Origin of the sequence: Cellulomonas sp. GbtcB1 (genome assembly GCF_019091725.1) — a bacterium.
Lineage (GTDB): Bacteria > Actinomycetota > Actinomycetes > Actinomycetales > Cellulomonadaceae > Cellulomonas.
Genome location: NZ_JAGXJG010000074.1, coordinates 1 through 17,178, shown reverse-complemented (window position 1 = coordinate 17,178; position 17,178 = coordinate 1). Strand labels below are relative to the sequence as shown.

14 protein-coding genes and 1 pseudogene are annotated in these 17,178 nt (G+C 77.2%); 9 read left to right on the top strand and 6 right to left on the bottom strand.

All coding sequences use genetic code 11. The features are described 5' to 3' along the window. From KVT14_RS22680 to KVT14_RS18595, 4 genes are all read left to right on the top strand, one after another. A partial coding sequence (locus KVT14_RS22680; protein WP_254631287.1) for a LuxR C-terminal-related transcriptional regulator occupies positions 1 to 474 on the top strand: 474 nt, incomplete at its 5' end. Positions 475 to 681: 207 nt separating this feature from the next. Next, on the top strand, positions 682 to 5,883 hold the full coding sequence (locus tag KVT14_RS18605; protein WP_217617028.1) for an SdrD B-like domain-containing protein: 5,202 nt from the start codon (positions 682 to 684) through the stop codon (positions 5,881 to 5,883). Between the two features lie 87 nt (positions 5,884 to 5,970). Beyond that, positions 5,971 to 6,447 (top strand): ABC transporter substrate-binding protein, encoded by a 477-nt coding sequence (locus tag KVT14_RS18600; RefSeq protein ID WP_217617027.1) that lies wholly within the window; start codon positions 5,971 to 5,973, stop codon positions 6,445 to 6,447. Beyond that, positions 6,444 to 7,496, top strand: coding sequence for a cation diffusion facilitator family transporter (locus KVT14_RS18595; protein ID WP_217617026.1), 1,053 nt, complete (start codon positions 6,444 to 6,446; stop codon positions 7,494 to 7,496). Before KVT14_RS18600 ends, KVT14_RS18595 begins: the two co-directional genes overlap by 4 nt. A gap of 226 nt (positions 7,497 to 7,722) precedes the next feature. Here the strand turns inward: KVT14_RS18595 and KVT14_RS18590 are convergent, their stop codons facing one another. The 5 genes from KVT14_RS18590 to KVT14_RS18570 form a co-directional block, all read right to left on the bottom strand. After that, complete coding sequence (locus KVT14_RS18590; protein ID WP_217617025.1) at positions 7,723 to 9,258, bottom strand: DHA2 family efflux MFS transporter permease subunit; 1,536 nt, start codon at positions 9,256 to 9,258, stop codon at positions 7,723 to 7,725. A gap of 69 nt (positions 9,259 to 9,327) precedes the next feature. Next, positions 9,328 to 9,885 (bottom strand): PadR family transcriptional regulator, encoded by a 558-nt coding sequence (locus KVT14_RS18585; RefSeq protein WP_308161165.1) that lies wholly within the window; start codon positions 9,883 to 9,885, stop codon positions 9,328 to 9,330. A gap of 112 nt (positions 9,886 to 9,997) precedes the next feature. Next, positions 9,998 to 10,492 (bottom strand): hypothetical protein, encoded by a 495-nt coding sequence (locus tag KVT14_RS18580; RefSeq protein WP_217617023.1) that lies wholly within the window; start codon positions 10,490 to 10,492, stop codon positions 9,998 to 10,000. 58 nt (positions 10,493 to 10,550) lie between these two features. Beyond that, positions 10,551 to 11,285 carry a Sir2 family NAD-dependent protein deacetylase gene (locus KVT14_RS18575; protein WP_217617022.1) on the bottom strand — a complete coding sequence of 245 codons (735 nt, stop codon included), beginning with the start codon at positions 11,283 to 11,285 and terminating at the stop codon, positions 10,551 to 10,553. A gap of 9 nt (positions 11,286 to 11,294) precedes the next feature. Next, positions 11,295 to 12,170 (bottom strand): LysR family substrate-binding domain-containing protein, encoded by an 876-nt coding sequence (locus KVT14_RS18570; protein ID WP_217617021.1) that lies wholly within the window; start codon positions 12,168 to 12,170, stop codon positions 11,295 to 11,297. Between the two features lie 96 nt (positions 12,171 to 12,266). Here KVT14_RS18570 and KVT14_RS18565 point away from each other — a divergent pair, with 96 nt between their 5' ends. Then, positions 12,267 to 12,647 (top strand): DUF5997 family protein, encoded by a 381-nt coding sequence (locus KVT14_RS18565; RefSeq protein WP_217617030.1) that lies wholly within the window; start codon positions 12,267 to 12,269, stop codon positions 12,645 to 12,647. 29 nt (positions 12,648 to 12,676) lie between these two features. Here the strand turns inward: KVT14_RS18565 and KVT14_RS18560 are convergent, their stop codons facing one another. Then, positions 12,677 to 13,195: a hypothetical protein gene (locus tag KVT14_RS18560; protein WP_217617020.1), complete on the bottom strand. Its 519-nt coding sequence runs from the start codon at positions 13,193 to 13,195 to the stop codon at positions 12,677 to 12,679. 166 nt (positions 13,196 to 13,361) lie between these two features. Here KVT14_RS18560 and KVT14_RS18555 point away from each other — a divergent pair, with 166 nt between their 5' ends. The 4 genes and pseudogenes from KVT14_RS18555 to KVT14_RS18540 all read left to right on the top strand — a co-directional run. After that, positions 13,362 to 14,489, top strand: coding sequence for an ABC transporter substrate-binding protein (locus tag KVT14_RS18555; RefSeq protein WP_217617019.1), 1,128 nt, complete (start codon positions 13,362 to 13,364; stop codon positions 14,487 to 14,489). A gap of 101 nt (positions 14,490 to 14,590) precedes the next feature. Beyond that, positions 14,591 to 15,610 (top strand): iron ABC transporter permease, encoded by a 1,020-nt coding sequence (locus tag KVT14_RS18550; protein ID WP_308161166.1) that lies wholly within the window; start codon positions 14,591 to 14,593, stop codon positions 15,608 to 15,610. Then, on the top strand, positions 15,607 to 16,407 hold the full coding sequence (locus tag KVT14_RS18545; RefSeq protein ID WP_217617018.1) for a heme ABC transporter ATP-binding protein: 801 nt from the start codon (positions 15,607 to 15,609) through the stop codon (positions 16,405 to 16,407). The genes KVT14_RS18550 and KVT14_RS18545 overlap by 4 nt, the downstream gene beginning before the upstream one ends. Continuing rightward, positions 16,404 to 17,178, top strand: a pseudogene (locus tag KVT14_RS18540) (hypothetical protein); the annotation flags it as partial. The gene KVT14_RS18545 and the pseudogene KVT14_RS18540, both read left to right, overlap by 4 nt.

Below are 17,178 nucleotides of genomic sequence, written 5' to 3'. Positions count from 1 at the left end.
GTCGCAGTGCCGGCGGGGGTGGTGGCTGGGGACGCGTGGGCGGCCCCCGCCGGGCTGGAGGCGGCGGCGGCCCGGGTCGCCGCGCACCGGGCGGTGGCGTCCCGGGCGCTGCGCGAGGCGTGCGCCGTGGTCGCGGTCGGCGGCTCGCGGACGGGCTGGCTGCTCGTGAGCCCGGCGGAGCGCGCGGCGATCGCCACGCTGGGGGCGCTCGACGCCGCGACGGCCGACGTGCTCGCGGCGCTCTCCGGCCTGCCGGCACCGGTCCCCGACGCCGCCCCGGGCGCCGGGCTCACCGAGCGCGAGCTCGTCGTGCTCCGGCAGCTCGCGGACGACGCCGGCCTCGCCGAGGTGGCCGCGCGGCTGCACGTCTCGCACAACACCGTGAAGTCGCAGGCCAGGACCGCCTACCGCAAGCTCGGCGTCCGCAACCGCGCGGACGCCGTCGCCCGGCTGCGGGAGCTCGGCCTGCTCTGACCCGCGGCCGCGCCGGACGCCGACCTCGGGGCCGGCGTTCCGCGCGCCCGGCGCGCCGCCCGCCCACGGGGCCGGACGGGCCGCCGTGGCCTTTCACCCCGGCTCTCACCTCCCCGCCCCTGCCCGCGCTCCCGATCCCCGATCCGCCGGACCAGGGCGCGCGACCCGCGCCCGTTCCGCCGGCGCAGTCGAGGGATGGGTACGGGGATGAGCTGGGGATCGGGCGCGCGCGGCGCGTCACGGGGGATGCTGGAGCGGCGGACGGCGCTCGCGACGGTGCTGGCGCTGCTGCTGGTCAGCGCGGTGCTCGCGGTCGCCGCGCCGCAGGCGGCGAGCGCGGCCGAGGGCGACCGCGGCACGCTGGCGGTGCGCAAGACGGCGTCGGCGACGACGGCGCGGCCGGGCGACGGCGTGACGTGGACCGTCGAGGTGACGTGCGAGTCGATCGTCGCGATGTGCGCCGACGTCGCGCTCGAGGACGCCGTGCCGGAGCCGTTCGTGCTGGACGCCGACGGCGTGACGGTGCAGGCCGAGCAGACCGGGCAGGCGGTCGTGGCCGTGTCCGGCGCGACCGCCCGGGTGGCGTTCCGCGAGACGGACCCGAGCCACCCCGGCGTGGTCGGCCTCGCGGCGGGTCAGAGCGTCAGCGTGCTGCTGCGCACCACCCTGCCCGCCGGCACGCCGCTGTCCTGGGACGGCCGGTCGGTGACCAACACGGCCGCCGTCACGGCGAGCAACGCCGACCCGGTGAGCGCTCCGGCGACCGTCGGGGTCGTCGTCCCGGTGACCCCGAGCGTCGCGGTGACCAAGCGCGTCGCCCCGGTCGACCAGGTCGCGGGCGACCCCGGCGACGTCACCGTGACGCTGGGCGCGCAGAACACCTCGCCCGTCGCGGCCACGAGGCTCACCGTCACGGACCCGGCCGTCGGCACGCCGGCGGCGTTCGGCCCCGGCACGCCGCTGGTGCTGCGCCGCCTGGGCTCCTGGACGGCGCCCGAGGGCGCCACGTCCGTCGCGGTCGACCTGACCACGCCGGGCGGCACCGTCACGGTCGGCCCGTTCGCGCCCGGCGCGACGCTGGACGCGGGCGGCGTGGACCTCGCGACGGTCTCGGGCGTCGCCCTGCGGTTCGCCGGCGACGGCTCCGCCGACGGCACGATCGTCGCCGGCGGGGCCGCGGGCTCCGTCGCGCTCGTGCTCGGGCAGGCGGGCACGGCCGACCGGGGCGCCACCACGCGCGTGGCCAACACCGCCTCGGCCGCGCTCACGACGTCGCGCGGCGACGCGACCGGCACCGCCTCGGCCACCTTCCAGATCAACCCGGTCACCGTCGAGGTCGCGGCCGGCAAGTCCTTCGACGGCGTGGCTCGCGCGGAGGTGGTGGCCGGGCAGCCCTCGGTCGTCCGGCTGACCGCCCGCAACGCCTCGAACACCGAGCTGTCCGTGCTGCGCGTCGCGGAGCCCTCCGCCGCCGGAGCGGGCCCGCTCGGCGACCCGGCCGCAGGCCTCCTCGGCTTCGACGGGTTCGGCACCGACGGCGCGGGCACCGTGGACGCGGCGGCGTGGCCCGCCGGCGCCACCGGCGCGACCGTGACCTTCCTCGGCACCGGGGTCGGCGGCCCGGTCGCCGTGGCGCCGCCGGCCGGCGGGGTCACCACCTGGCCCGCTCCGCCCGCCGGTGCCGTCGTGACCGGCTTCGTCGTCGAGTACCGCGGCACGCTCGCGCCCGGCGCCGCGGCGACCGTGCCGTTCCGGGTCGCCACCGACCCCGCGTGGTCGCCGGTGCGCGCCTTCACCAACGAGGTGGCGGTCGACGGCGAGGCGGCCGACGGGACACCTGCTGCGGAGCGCACCGCGTCCGCGCAGCTCACCGTGGTCCCGCGCCAGGTCGTGACGACCGCGAGCAAGACGCTCACCCAGCAGGCGCAGGGCGCCCCGCTCCCGGGCGCGCCCGGGCAGGAGCTCGTCGCCACGCTGACCGGCCGGGTCTCCGCCGACACCACCGTCCCCGTCGGGTCGCTCGTGATCGAGGACGCCGCCGGCGGCGACGCCGCGTCGACGCTCTGGGACGCGGCCGCGCTCGACCGGGTCGGTTCCGTCCAGGTCCCGGCCGGCTCGCGCGCCGAGGTCCTGGCCCGGACCGGCGGCTCCTGGGTCCGGCTCGCGGGCCCGACCACCGACGCCGCGGCGCTGCTCGACCTCGACGTCCCGGCGGGCGCGGACGGCGTGCGCGTCGTCTACACCCCGACGGGCGCGTCGCTGCCCGTCGACGGCACGTTCACCCCGCGGGTCGCGCTGGTGCTGGCCCTCGACCAGGCGGTGGCCCCCGGATCCGCGCTGCGCAACGCCGTGGCGGTCGAGGCGACCGGCACCGGCGTCGGCTCCGGGCTCACCGGCCCGTCCGGCGACGGTGACACGGTGACGTTCGGCCCGGGCGACGCCCCGGTGGACATCCGCCGGGTGGACGCGAGCAAGTCGTGGCGGGACGCGTCCGCGCTGATCGGGGCCGACAACACCGAGCCCGGCGCGGACCGGCCGGCCAACCGGCTCACCATGCGGGTGCAGAACGTGTCCGGCGTCCCGGTCGGCGCGCTGCGGCTGGTGGACCCGGACCCGGCGACGGACGACGGCAGCACGTTCGATCACGTCGACCTGACGCGCCTCGCGGTGACGGCCCCGGCCGGGACCGGGACGCTGCGCGTCGTGCTGCGCGACGCCGACGGCGGGGTGCTGCACGACCTCGGCTCGGCGGCCGACGTCGCGGCGCTGTCGGCGGCGGACCTCGCGGACGTGGTGTCCGTGGAGGCCCGCGCCGAGGGCACCCTGCCGGACGGCGCGGCGCTGGTCGTCGTCGCGGACACGGTGCTGCGGGCGGAGACCCGCGCAGGCGTGCCGATCACCGGCACCGCCGACGCGGCGCCGTCGACCACGCTCACCAACACGCTGCTCGGCGACCTCGGCCCGGGCACGCCCTCCGACGTCGCGCAGGCGGCCACCGTGCTGTACCCGGAGGCGCTGCAGCCGCTCGACGGCGCGCTGGCCAAGTCGGTCTCCCCGGACACCGGGACGCGGTACGCCGCGGAGGACCGCACGGTGCGGCTGTCGCTCAGCGCGCGCCGGGTCAGCGACGAGGCCGTCAGCCGGCCGGCCACCTACGTGCTGGAGGACACCTCCGAGGCGTTCTGGGACGCGTTCGACCTGGTGGGCCTCGAGGCCCTCGCGGGGGTGACCGCGGCCGACGGCGCGGGCTACACCGCCGCCGTGCAGTACCGCGTCGACGGCGCGTGGACCGCGCCCGTCACCAGCGCGCTGCCGGCCGGCGTCAGCACCACGATGCCGCCGCTGCCCGACGGCGCCGCGGCGCTCCCGGACGGCACGTCGGCGGCGGACGTCACCGGCGTCCGGGTGACGTTCCAGGCGCCCGGCGGGTCCTGGTTCGCGAACCGCCGGGTCGGCGGGTTCGAGGGGCCCACCGCGGTGCTCGCGCTCAGCCCCCGGTCGACGCTGCGGAGCACCGGCGCCGAGGTGCCGGCCGGGACGCTGACCAACGAGGTCACCGGGACCGTGCAGGCGGAGCGCCAGCCGGCACCCGTCGTGCTGGACCCGGCCGTGGCGACGTACACGGTCACGGACGGCGTCGTGGACGCCGCCGTGACCAAGACGCCCGCCACCACCACGACCGGCCCCGGCTCGCGGCTGCCGTTCCGGCTGACCGCGACCAACACCGGCACCGCGCCGATCGTGGACCCGGTGCTGGCCGACGTGCTGCCCGCGGACGCCGCCGGGCCGCAGCTCGTGTACGACCCCGACGCGTACGGCACCGCCGCGGTCGCGGTCACGCCGGGCGACGCGGCGATCGCGGCGGCCGAGCCGTCCGTGGTGGTCGACGGCGAGGCGATCCGGGTGACCTTCCCGCCCGGCACGCGGCTCATGCCCGGCGAGCAGGTGGCCGTCACGGTGCCGCTCGCCGTCCGCGCGGGCACCCCGGCCGGGTCCGTGCTGACCAACCGGTTCGTCCTGTCGTCGGCGGACGGGCTCACCCGGGAGGCGACGGCGCGCGTCGACGTCGTGGCGCTGCCCAACTACCTGCGGGTCAAGGACGTCGCCGAGGACCTCGCGCCGGGCGCCGCCCCGACCGGGGTGGTCAACACGTCGGCGAGCGGCCAGGAGTGCGTGTCCGCCGACGGGTTCTACCGGACGCCCTGCCTCGTGCGCACCCAGCCGGGCGGGACCGAGACCTGGCGGCTGCGGGTGACCAACACCGGCAACCTGCCGACGGCGAGCGCCACCCTGGTGGACGTGCTGCCGTTCGCGGGCGACACCGGGACCTCGCGGTCCCAGAGCAGCAGCGCGCGGGGGAGCGTGTGGGCCACCGAGTACCTCGGCGACCTGCGGCTGACCGGCCTGCCGGACGGGGCGACGTCGACCGTGTCGTACCTGCTCGACGGCGCGAGCTGCACCTACACCGGCGACCCGCGCTCGGCCGACCCGTTCGGGGCCGGCTGCGCGGCCGACGTGTGGACCCCCGCGGACCAGGTCGACGACCTGTCCCGGGTGCGCGGCCTGCGCGTCGACCTGGATCTGGCGGCGGCGAACCTGCTGCCCGGCGAGACGGTCACGGCGACGTTCCGGACCCGGTCCGCGACGGCCTACGACACCGCGGCGGCGGACGTCGACGCCCCGGCCTGGAACACGATGGTGGTGACCACCGCCAGCGTGACGCCCTCGGGTGTGGAGCACGAGACGCTCGAGCCCAACCGGGCCGGCGTCGCCGTGCACCGGACGTACGCCCTCGGGGACCGGGTGTGGCTCGACGAGGACCGCGACGGCCGCCAGGGCCCGGGGGAGCCGGGCGTCGGCGGGGTGACGGTCCGGCTGTACGCCGCCGGCTCGGACGTACCGGTCGCCACGACCACCACGGACGCGGACGGGCGGTACCAGTTCGACCTGCTGCAGGCCGGGACCTACCGCGTGCGGTTCGTCCTCGACGGCGCGCTCGCCGGGCGGTACGGGTTCACCGCCGCGCGGCAGGGCGACGCGGCGGAGGACTCCGACGCGGACGCCGCGGGCTGGACGCGCGAGGTGGTGCTCGGGGCCGGCGAGCCCCGGGTGCGCCCCGCGCTGCCCGAGGACGGGGTCGCGGCGGACTACCTGGACCCGACGGTCGACGCGGGGCTGGTGCGGGTGCTCGGGCCGACGCTGCCGGGCGACCCGGGTGACCCGGGCGACCCGGGCGACCCGGGCGCGGGTGACCCGGTCGAGGCCGTGGCCGGCGTCGTGGTGACCGCCGGCGGGGGTGCGCTCGCGGTGACCGGCGTGGGCGTCGGTCTGCTCGCGGCGGCCGCCGCGGTGCTGCTCGGGCTCGGCGGGCTCGCGCTGAGCGCCCGCCTGGCGCGCCGGCGGGGCTGACCCCGGTGTCGTGCTCCCCCGGGTCCTGACCGGGGGAGCGCGGCCCCGACGTGCGGGCACGCCGGGAAGGCGCTTCACTCGGGCCGCATGAGACGCACCGCAGGACTGCTGCTGACCGCGGCGCTGCTGGCGGGGTGCTCGGGCGAGTTCCCCGCCGACCCCGACGGCACGCTCGAGCGGGTGACGGGCGACGCGCTCCGGGTCGGCGTCACCGCCAACCCGCCCTGGACCGAGGTCCAGGAGGGCGCGGCGCCGTCCGGGATCGAGGCCGAGATCGTCGCCGAGTTCGCCGAGACCCTCGGCGCCGAGGTCGACTGGACCGCGGGCAGCGAGGAGGTGCTCATCGGCGACCTGGAGGCCGGCGAGCTGGACCTCGTCATCGGCGGGTTCACCGGGCGGTCGCCCTGGTCGGCGCAGGCGGCGCTCACCACCCCGTACACGACCGTGCCCGACGAGCGCGGCGAGCCGGAGCCGCACGTCATGGCCGCGCCGCTCGGCGAGAACGCGTTCCTCGTCCGGCTGGAGACCTTCCTGCTGGAGGAGCACCGGGACGTGCTGCCATGAGCGGCCGCGGACCGGCCGCCGCGGCCGAGGGCGGCGTCACCTTCGGGCACACCGAGCTGCCGGAGGAGCAGTCGGCGGCGCTGCGCCGGGCGATCCGGCTCGCGTGGGGCACGATCGCGTTCCTGCTGGTCGGGGTCACGCTCGTCTACCTGGTGATGGGCAGCTCGCAGGCGATGAAGGCCGCCTGGGCGGAGGACCTGCTGTCGTTCATCCCGCCGATCTCGTTCCTGGTCGCCGTGCGGTTCGCGCGGCGCCGGCCGACCACCGCGCACCCCTACGGGTACCACCGCTCGGTCGGGATCGGGCACCTGGTCGCGGCGGCGGCGCTGCTGACGATGGGCACGTTCCTGGTGCTCGACTCCGGGAGCGGGCTGCTGGCCGCCGAGCACCCGCCGGTCGGCGTCATGCACCTCGGGGACCACGTGTTCTGGGCCGGCTGGCCGATGATCGGCGCGATGGTGCTGACCGGGATCCCGCCGGTGCTGCTGGGTCGGGCCAAGATGCCGCTCGCCCGCACCCTGCACGACCGCGTCCTGTACGCGGACGCCGACATGAACAAGGCCGACTGGATGACGGCGCTCGGGTCCGTGGCCGGCATCCTCGGCATCGGCGCCGGCCTGTGGTGGGCCGACTCCGCCGCGGCGCTGTTCATCTCGGTCAGCATCCTGCGGGACGGGTTCACCAACCTGCGGGTCGCCTCCGGTGCGCTGATGGACGCGCGCGCGACGACCGTCGACGGCGACGAGCCGCACCCGCTCGCCGCCGAGGTCGACGCCCGCCTCCGGGCGCTGCCCTGGGTCGAGGACGCGCGGTCGCGGGTCCGGGACCAGGGGCACGTGTTCCACGTCGAGGCGTTCGTCGTGCCCCGGGACGGTCGCGCGCCGAGCCTGGGGGAGCTCGCGGGGGCCCGGGAGGCCGCGACTGCGCTGGACTGGAAGGTGCAGGACCTCGTGGTGGTGCCCGTCGAGGAGCTCCCGGAGGAGATGCTGCCCGGCGTCGCGGCCGCGGAGGGCGAGGACGAGCGCCGCGCGGGAGCGGGCTCGCGCTGACCCGCGCGGGCGCGCGGCCCGCCCGCCGCAACCACGGTCCCTCGGCGCCGCCACCCTCCTGTCCAGCCGCCGCCCCGCCCTGCCGTCCCGCCCTGCCGTCCCGCCCTGCCGTCCCGCCCTCGAGTGCACAACCGACACGTCGAGTGCCTATCCAGCGGATAGGCACTCGACGTGTCGGCTGTCCTCTCGGCGCGCGGTGGCGCGGGGGAGGAGGGGTCAGGCGAGGTCAGGCAGTGGTCGCCGGCGCAGACGGCGTGGCCGGCGCCGATGTCGCCGGCGCCGCCGCCGGGGCCGCAGTCGGGGCGCCGGGTACGCCGCGCTCCGGGCGGACGAAGAACGCCACCAGCACCGCGCCGACCAGCGCGATCGCCGCCGGCAGCAGCAGCGACTGCGCCATGGCGTCGGAGAAGCCGCCGGTCAGGAACTCCGGCAGCGAGCCCGCCGCCTCGGCCGCGCCGGTGGAGTCCGCCGCGCCGGGACCCAGCTCGGCGACCAGCCGCGCCTGGATGAGCGCGGCGATCGCTGCCGAGCCGAGCACCGAGCCGATCTGCCGGGTCGTGTTGAACACGCCGGAGCCGGCGCCGGCCTGCGCGCGCGGGAGGTTGCGGGTCGCGGTCGACGAGATCGGCGACCACAGGCAGGCGTTCGCGACGCCGAGCACCGCGCTCGGCAGCAGCAGCCGGGCCCACTGGTCGGGGTCGGGGCTCAGCCAGAGGAAGAACCACACCAGCGCGCCCGCCTGGAGCAGCATGCCGACCAGGGCGATGTTCCGCGGGTTCGCGGTGTCGACGCGGCGGCCGATCACCGGCGACAGCACCAGGGTCATCACGGCCATCGGCGCCAGCATCAGCGCCGACCGGGTCGGGGAGAAGCCGAGGACGAGCTGGTAGTAGAAGACCAGCGGCAGCGACATCGAGGTCACCGTGAAGCCCAGGGCGCTGATCGCGCCGTTGGCCAGCGCGAAGTTCCGGTCGCGGAACAGGCCGAGCGGCAGCAGCGGCTCGCCCGTCGTCCGCGCCTGGTGCCAGACGAACGCCGCGAGCACGACCACGCCGGCGCCGACGACGCCCCACACGGGCAGCCAGCCGCCGATCAGGCCCCAGTCGTAGGACTGGCCCTCCTGGATGCCGAACACCAGCAGGAACATGCCGAGGGCGCTGAGCACGACGCCGAGCACGTCGAACCGGTGCGCGTGCGTCTCGAGCCGCGGCACCAGCCGCCAGGCGAGCACGAACGCGACGACGCCGACCGGCACGTTGACGATGAAGATCCACTCCCAGCCGAGCCCGTCGACGAGCACGCCGCCGAGGATCGGGCCGACCAGCGTCGCGACGCCGGCGACGGCGCCCCACAGGCTCATGGCCTTGCCGCGGGAGTCCGGCGGGAACATCCGGGTGATGACGGCCATCGTCTGCGGGGTCATCAGCGCGGCGCCCAGGCCCTGCACGGCGCGGGCCGCGATCAGCACGCCGATCGACCCGGCCAGGCCGCAGGCGAGCGACGCCAGCGTGAAGACCACGAGGCCGGTGAGGTAGACGGGCTTGGGCCCGAAGCGGTCGCCGAGCCGCCCGGTGACGAGCAGCGGGGCGGCGTAGGTGAGCAGGTAGGCGCTGGTCACCCAGATGACCGCGTCGATGTCGGTGCCGAGCCCGGCCATGATGGCGGGGTTGGCGACCGACACGATCGTGGTGTCGACCAGGATCATGAAGAAGCCCACGACCAGCGCCCAGAGGGCGGGCCAGGGACGGGCGGTCTCGGACATGCGGGTTCCTCGCAGGGAAGCGTGCTCGCGCGGAGCGGGTGGGAGGGGTGCGCGGCGGACCGCGCCGGGTCACCAGGCGATGTCGCCGGACTCGATGCCCTCGATGAAGGTGCCGATCCAGGTCGACTCGGTCTCGTAGACCGCGATCTGGTAGGTCAGGTCGATCCAGTAGCGGGCCGGCAGGCCCTTGACCCGCACGCGGTCGACGCCCGAGCGCAGGTCGTCGAGCTCCGTGGCGAGCCGGGCGCGCCGGTCGCGGAGGAGGGTCAGGACGGTGTCCTTCGGCAGGTTGTGCGCCTCCGCCAGCGCGAGCGGCAGGCGGGGGTACTCGTTGACCGGCGCGGCGATCATCGCGGCGAGCTGCTCGGAGAGCGCGTCGCGTCCGGCCGGGGTGATCTCGTAGGTGGTGCGCTCCGGGCGGTTGCCGGCGCGCTCGGTGCCGACCGCCCGCACGAGGCCGTCCCGGTGCAGCCGGTCCACCGAGTGGTAGAGCGAGCCGGGGCGGACCTTCACGATGCGGTCGGTGGCGCGGTGCAGGAGCACCTGGTGCATCTCGTAGGGGTGCAGGGGACGCTCGACCAGCAGCCCGAGGACTGCGACCGCGAGGGGGGTGAGCGTGCCGGCCACGTGATGCTCCTTCTTGATTACTCCACGTGGACTATAGGACGTCTGTCCCATGCAGGGAAGTCCTCGCGGCGTGACGCGGGCCACTGCGACCCCGCGACCTCGCGACCCCGCGTCAGGGCGCGCCGAGGTCCGCGGTCAGCTCCGCGACGGCGGTGTCGGCGAAGGGCGTCTCCGGCAGGTTCGCGCGGTCGAGCTCGCGGGTCACGCTCAGGAAGACGGACCGGCCCTCCAGCGTCCCGGTCGCGAAGGCCGTCGTCGGCGCGCCGCGCAGGTCGGGGCCGACGCCCTCGTCGAGCACGTCGACGCCCACGGCGCGCAGCGCGGGCGCCAGGTCGACCGCTGCGTCGGCGGGCAGCGCCGCGGTCCGCCAGCACCGGGCTCCCTCGCTCGCCCCGAAGCCGTCCGCGCAGTCGATCGGCTCGTAGCCCTCCGGCAGCACGACGGCGTCGACCGCCGCCTCGATCCGGAGCCGCTGCTCGGGCCACCGCTGCTCGTCGACCCGGTGCCGGACGACGTCCACCCAGTACGGCCCGGCGTACAGCGTCAGGGCGACGGCGCCCGCGGCGAGCGGGAGCGCGACGAGGACGGCGGTGCGGGCGCGGCTCACCCCCTGCTCATCGGCGGGACCTGGCGCCCGGCTGAGTCCCCCGGGCGGACCGGGGCGGTCAGGGGCGCGCCAGGAGCTCCGCGACCAGCGCCGGCAGCACCTCCTCGATCGGCTCCCGCACGACCCGGTCGGCGATCCGGTCGTACGGCGTGGGCTCGGCGTTCACGATGATCACCTCGGCGCCGGACTCGGCGGCGAGCGCGGCCAGGCTCGCCACCGGCTGCACGGTCAGCGTCGTGCCGACGGCGAGCAGCACGTCGCCGTCGGTGGCCGCGGCGATCGCCCGCTCCAGCGCCCGGTCCGGCAGCCGCTCGCCGAAGTAGACGACGTCCGGCTTGAGGATCCCCCCGCAGACCGCGCACGGCGGGTCGGGCTCCGCGTCGAGGCGGGCGAGCACGTCCGCGGTCGGCTGCCGGTCGCCGCAGACCAGGCAGGACGTCGTGCGCAGCGTGCCGTGCAGCTCCACGACGTCGCCCGGGTCGTTGCCGGCGGCCTGGTGCAGCCCGTCGAAGTTCTGGGTCAGCAGCGCCTGCAACCGGCCGGCCGCCGCCAGGTCGACGAGGGCGCGGTGCCCGGCCGCCGGCCGCGCCGTCCACGCTGGGTGCGTCCGCCACATCTGCCAGCCGCGGCGCCGGACGTCCGGGTCGGCGACCAGCCGGTCGATCTCCAGCAGCTCCGCCTGCTCGGGGTGCCGGGTCCAGGTGCCGGCGGGCCCGCGGAAGTCGGGGATGCCGGCGCCGGTCGAGACGCCGGCGCCGGTGAGGACCGTGACCCGGAGGCCCGGGGCGGGCATGTGCACGCCTCAGCGCCCCTTGCGGCCGCGGGACGAGCCGGGTCGCCCGCCGCCCGCACGGCCACGACCGCCTCCGGAGCCGAACGACGGCCGGCCGCCGCGGGTGGCGGCTCCGCCCTTGCCGGTCGCACCCCTGCCCGTCGCCGCCTTCCCGGCCGCACCCTTCCCGGATCCGCCCGACCGGCCGGTGCTCGCGTCCGCGCGATCGGTGCCCGCCCGGGCCGAGCCCGCCGCCCCGCGACCGCGCGAGCTGTTCACCGTCCGCCCCCGCACGATGCCGATCAGCTCCTCGACCAGCGGGTCGCCGTCCCGGGCCGCGAGCCAGGCGAGAGCGGCCTGCGACCCGGGGGCGTCGGTCAGCGGCCGGTAGGTCAGGTCCTTGCGGTGGTGCAGCCGGGCCAGCGACTGCGGCACGAGCAGCAGCCCGACGCCCGACGCGACGAGCGCCACCGCCTCCTCCGTCGTCGCGGGCGGCGGCAGCAGCGACGGCTCGCCGGGTGCGTCGGGCCAGCGCAGCACGTCGTCGGCCGGGGTGATCAGGGTCTCCTCGGCCAGGTCGTCCGGCGCCACCTCGTCCAGGGCCGTGAGCACGTGGTCCTTCGGCAGCACGACGACGGTGGTCTCGACGTACAGCGGGATCGCGGACAGCACGTCGCGGTCGACCGGCAGCCGGAGCAGCGCGGCGTCGGCCTCGCCGCGCGCGAGCACCGCGCCGGCGTCGGCGGCGGGCGCGTGCACCAGCTCGAGCGGCACGTCGGCGACCCGCTCGCGCCAGGTCCGGACCCAGGAGGCGGGGACGACGCCGGGGACGAGCAGCAGGCGGAACCGCTGCGGGTCGTCGGTCGCGGCGGGCTCGGCGGGCTCGGCGGCGGGAGGCTCGGACATCGGCGTCAGCGTAGCCGCGCCCCGCGTCCGTATCCTGGTGCTGTGACCTCCGAGCCCGCCCCCACGCCCGCCCGCCGCGCGCGCACGCCGCAGACCATGAAGCCGGCCACGGCCGCCGCCAAGCTCGGGGTCTACCTGCCCGCGACGCCCGAGGAGTTCCAGGCGGGGCCCGTGTCGCGCGAGCAGCTCGACGACCTGCAGCGGAACCCCCCGACGTGGCTGGCCGAGCTCCGGAAGAACGGCCCGCACCCGCGCTCCGTCGTCGCCGCGCGGCTGCGGATCTCGACGTCCGGGCTCGCCCGCAACGGCCTCACCGACCCGATCACCACCGAGCAGATCGACGCGATCGTCGAGGAGTCGCCGGAGTGGCTGCACCGCGAGCGCGCCACCCAGGCCGAGGTGAAGCGCGAGGAGCAGCGCCTGCGCGAGCGCGACGCCGCCCGCGCCGCCGAGGGCAAGGACCGCCCCCGCCGCTGACCCCCCGGGTGTGCTCGCGCGGGCGAGGGTCAGCCGTGGGCCAGGAGCTCCAGGGACACCACCGCGATGCCCAGGGCGACCTCGGCGGCCAGCACCAGGAGCTTCTGCCAGCCGGGGAGCGAGACGCGCCGCACCGCGAGCCAGCCGACCACCCCGAGGCTCGCCACCAGCGCGATCGTCGACGCCCGCAGCGCGCCCTCGACGGTCCACGACCCCGTCGCCGCGATGCCGACGAAGATCATCGGCAGCACCAGCACGCCGAGCGCCCCGGTGCACACCGCGACCATGTGCCGCGCCTCGGCGGCCGTGGGCAGCGCGGCGTGCACCGCGATGTGCGACACCACGTCGGCCAGCAGCACCGCGAGCAGGGTGCCGCCGACGGTGATCAGCAGGGTGGTCGCGGCGACCCCGGCGGTGACGTCGCCGTGCGACCGCAGCGTGAGCACGACGGCCAGCGCGGCGAACGTGACGTACACGCGCTCCTTGAGGCGGTCGGCGCGCTCCTCCGGCGTGGGCGCGGGGGCGTCGGCGCGGGCTCGGCGGTCCATCGGCCCAGGCTAGGGCCGGCTCACCCGAAGGTGTGCGATCCACCCGGCCCGACACCACGTCTTGTCTTCTGAGGGTCGGCTAACTTAGGTTTGGCTCACCTTCGCCGCGGTGCCCATCGATGGTGCCCCCGTGCGCGAGCCACACCCTCGCAGGAGTCGCTTCGTCATGCCCGCACGCCCGTACGCCCCGTCCCGCCGCGCCGCCCGTCGGTCGGTCCCGGCGCTGGTGGCGGCCGTGGTCGTGGCGGCGCTCGCGGGCTGCACGGGGGTGGCGGGGACGTCCGGCGGGACGGCCGCGGTGGCGGGCGAGCGGCCTGCGCTGGCCGACGTCACGCCTGTCGACGACCCGCGCGGCTGGGAGGGCGAGCAGACGGCCGTGGCCGCCGCGACCCCCGTCGACCCGGTCGCCGCCGACCCGCGCCCCGCCCTGCCCGTCACGCTGACGGACGCGCAGGGCACCGAGGTCACGGTCACCGACACGAGCCGGGTCCTCGCGCTCGACCTGTACGGGTCGACGTCCCGGATCCTGTTCGAGCTCGGCCTGGGCGGGAGCGTCGTCGGCCGCGACTCGTCGTCGGACTTCCCGGAGATCGCCGACCTGCCCGTGGTGACGACGAGCGGGCACGACCTGTCCGGGGAGGCGATCCTCGAGCTTGCGCCGACGCTGATCATCACCGACACCACCCTCGGCCCCTGGGACACCGTGCTCCAGATGCGCGACGCGGGCATCCCCGTGGTCGTGGTCGACTCCCACCGCGAGCTCGGCACCGTCGGGGACCTGATCGCGTCCGTGGCGGCGGCGGTCGGGCTCCCGGACGAGGGCGCCGCGCTCGCCGCCCGCACGCAGGCCGAGATCGACGAGGTCCGGGCCCAGGTCGACCGGCTGGCACCCGAGGACCCCGCCGACCGGCTGCGGGTGGTGTTCCTCTACCTGCGCGGCCAGGCAGGCGTGTACTACCTGTTCGGCGAGGGCTCCGGCGCGGACTCGCTCATCGAGGCGCTCGGTGCGGTCGACGTCGCCGGCGAGATCGGCTGGCAGGGGATGCGGCCGGTGACCGACGAGGGCCTGGTCGCCGCCCAGCCGGACCTCGTGCTGGTGATGACGAAGGGGCTGGAGTCGGTCGGCGGGGTCGACGGGCTGCTGGAGCAGCTGCCTGCGGTCGCGCAGACGCCGGCGGGCGAGCACCGCCGGGTCGTCGACATGGCGGACACCCAGGTGCTGTCGTTCGGGCCGACCTCGGCGCAGACGCTCGACGCCCTCGCCCGGGCCTTCTACGCCCCGGACGCGTCGTGACGGCGCTGCGCGAGCCCGGCGCGGACCGGGCCGCGGCGACCGGCGCCCCGCGCACCCCCGCGCCCGTCGCCGGCCTCGCCCGCACCCGGCACCGCCGCGTCGTGCCGCTCGCGGTCGGCCTGGTCGTCGCCCTGCTCGCCCTCGCGGTCGTCGCCGCCGGCACCGGGCAGCTCCGAGTCCCGCCGGCCGAGGTCCTCGGCTCGGTGCTGCACCGGATCGGCCTCGACGTCGGCCCGCTGCCGAGCCACGCGAACGGCGACGCCGCCCTGTGGACCATCCGGTTCCCGCGGGTCGTCATGGCCGTGCTCGCGGGCGCGGCCCTCGCGACCGCGGGGGCCGTCATGCAGGGCGTGTTCGGCAACCCGCTGGCCGACCCCGGAGTCGTCGGGGTGTCGTCCGGCGCTGCGCTCGCGGCCTGCACCGGCATCGTGTTCGGCCTGAACTTCCTCGGCGCGTTCACGTCGGCGGCGCTGGCGTTCGTCGGCGGCCTGGTCACGACCCTCGTGGTCTACGTGCTGGCCCGGTCCGGCGGCCGCACCGAGGTGGTCACGCTGGTGCTGACCGGCGTCGCGGTGAACGCGGTCGCCGGCGCCGGCATCGCGTTCCTCACCTTCCTCGCCGACACCCAGGCGCGCGAGCAGATCGTGTTCTGGCAGCTCGGCTCGCTGAACGGGACCCGCTGGCAGTACGTGGCCGTGGTGGCGCCGTTCGTGGCCGTCGGGCTGCTCGTGGCCCTGCTCGTCGCGCGGCGCCTCGACCTGCTCGCGCTGGGGGAGCGGGCCGCGCGGCACGTCGGCGTCGACGTCGAGCGGCTGCGGGTCGTCAGCATCGTCGCGGTCGCCCTGCTCACCGCGGCGGCCGTCGCGTTCTGCGGGATCATCGCGTTCGTCGGCCTCGTCGTGCCGCACCTGGTCCGGATGCTCGTCGGGCCCGGCCACCGGGCGCTGGTGCCGCTGAGCGCGCTGGGCGGCGCGGTGCTGCTGCTCGCCGCCGACCTCGTCGCCCGCACCGCCGTGGCCTACGCGGACCTGCCGATCGGCATGCTCACCGCGCTGGTCGGCGGCCCGTTCTTCTTCTGGCTCATCCGCCGCACCCGCCGCCAGGCCGGGGGCTGGGCGTGAGCGCGGCGGCGGTCGGGCTCACGGGGGCCGGGTACGACGTCGACGGGGTCACGCTGCTCGACGGCGTGGACCTGCGGGTCGAGGCCGGGGAGCTGCTCGCGGTCGTCGGGCCGAACGGGGCCGGGAAGTCGACGCTGCTCGGCCTGCTGGCGGGCGACCTGCACCCGACCCGGGGCTCCGTGACGTCGGAGGGTGCGGCGGTCGAGCGGCTCAGGCCCGCCGACCTGGCGCGTCGGCGCGCCGTGCTGCTCCAGGAGCACCGGCTGAGCTTCCCGTTCGCGGTCGCCGAGGTCGTCCGCATGGGCCGGGCGCCCTGGCGCGGCACCGCCGCCGAGGACGACGACGACCGCCTGGTCGCCGAGGCCGCCGCCGCGGCCGACGTGCTGCACCTCGCCGACCGCCGGTTCCCCACGCTGTCCGGCGGCGAGAAGGCCCGCACCGCGTACGCCCGCGCCCGCGCCCAGGCCACGCCGGTGCTGCTGCTCGACGAGCCGACCGCGGCGCTCGACCTGCGGCACCAGGAGATGCTGCTCGGCCAGGCGCGCGACCTGGCCCGCGCGGGCCACGCCGTCGTCGCCGTGCTGCACGACCTCAGCCTCGCCGGCGCGTACGCCGACCGGGTCCTGCTGCTCGGCGGGGGCCGGGTGCGCGGCCTGGGCGCGCCGGCCGACGTCCTGCGACCGGACCTGCTGGGGGCCGTCTACCGGCACCCGGTCGAGGTCCTCGTCCACCCCCGCACGGGCGACCTGCTCGTGCTGCCCGACCGCTCCAGCACCACCCCGGAGGACCCCCGATGACCCCGACGCCGCTCCGCGCCCTCGCGGCCGCCGCGCTCGCCGCCGCAGCCGCCCTCGTCGCCGCCGGCCCCGCCGCCGCGGCGCCCCAGGTGGTCGTCGCCGGGGAGGGCGGGCAGGCCGTCGCCGCGCCGGACGCGCCCACGAGCGTGCAGGTGTCCGGCACCGGCTTCCAGTCCGTGCCCGGCGGGTTCGGCGGGGTGTACGTGCTGTTCGGCTGGGTCGACCCGGCGAGCGGTGACGGCTGGCGGCCGTCCGCGGGCGGTGTCACGGGCACCCAGTACCGGTACGCCGTCGACGTGCAGGGCCAGGAGAACGCGGGCTACCAGCGGTTCGTCGCGTTCCCCGGCTCGACGACCGCGGCCGACGCCAACGGCGGCGTGGTCGCCGAGGACGGCTCGTGGTCTACGGACCTCACGATCCCGGGCGCGACGCTGACCGCGCTCGACGCGGACGGCGGGACCGTCGAGGTGGACTGCCGCGCGGTGACGTGCGGGGTCATCACGATCGGGGCGCACGGGGTGGCGAACGCGAACAACGAGTCGTTCACGCCGGTGGCGTTCGAGGGCGCCGGCGCGGTGGACGCCGGCGCGGCGGGGCCGACCGCCGAGCCCGGCGCCGAGCCGGCGACCGCCGCGCCGACCGAGCCCGCTGCCGAGCTCACCGCCGAGGTGACCGCTGTCGCGGCGCCGGTGGAGGACGACACCGAGGGCGTCGGCGCCGCGCCGTGGGTCGTGGCCGGGTCGGCCGCCGCAGCGGCGGTCGCCGCGACGG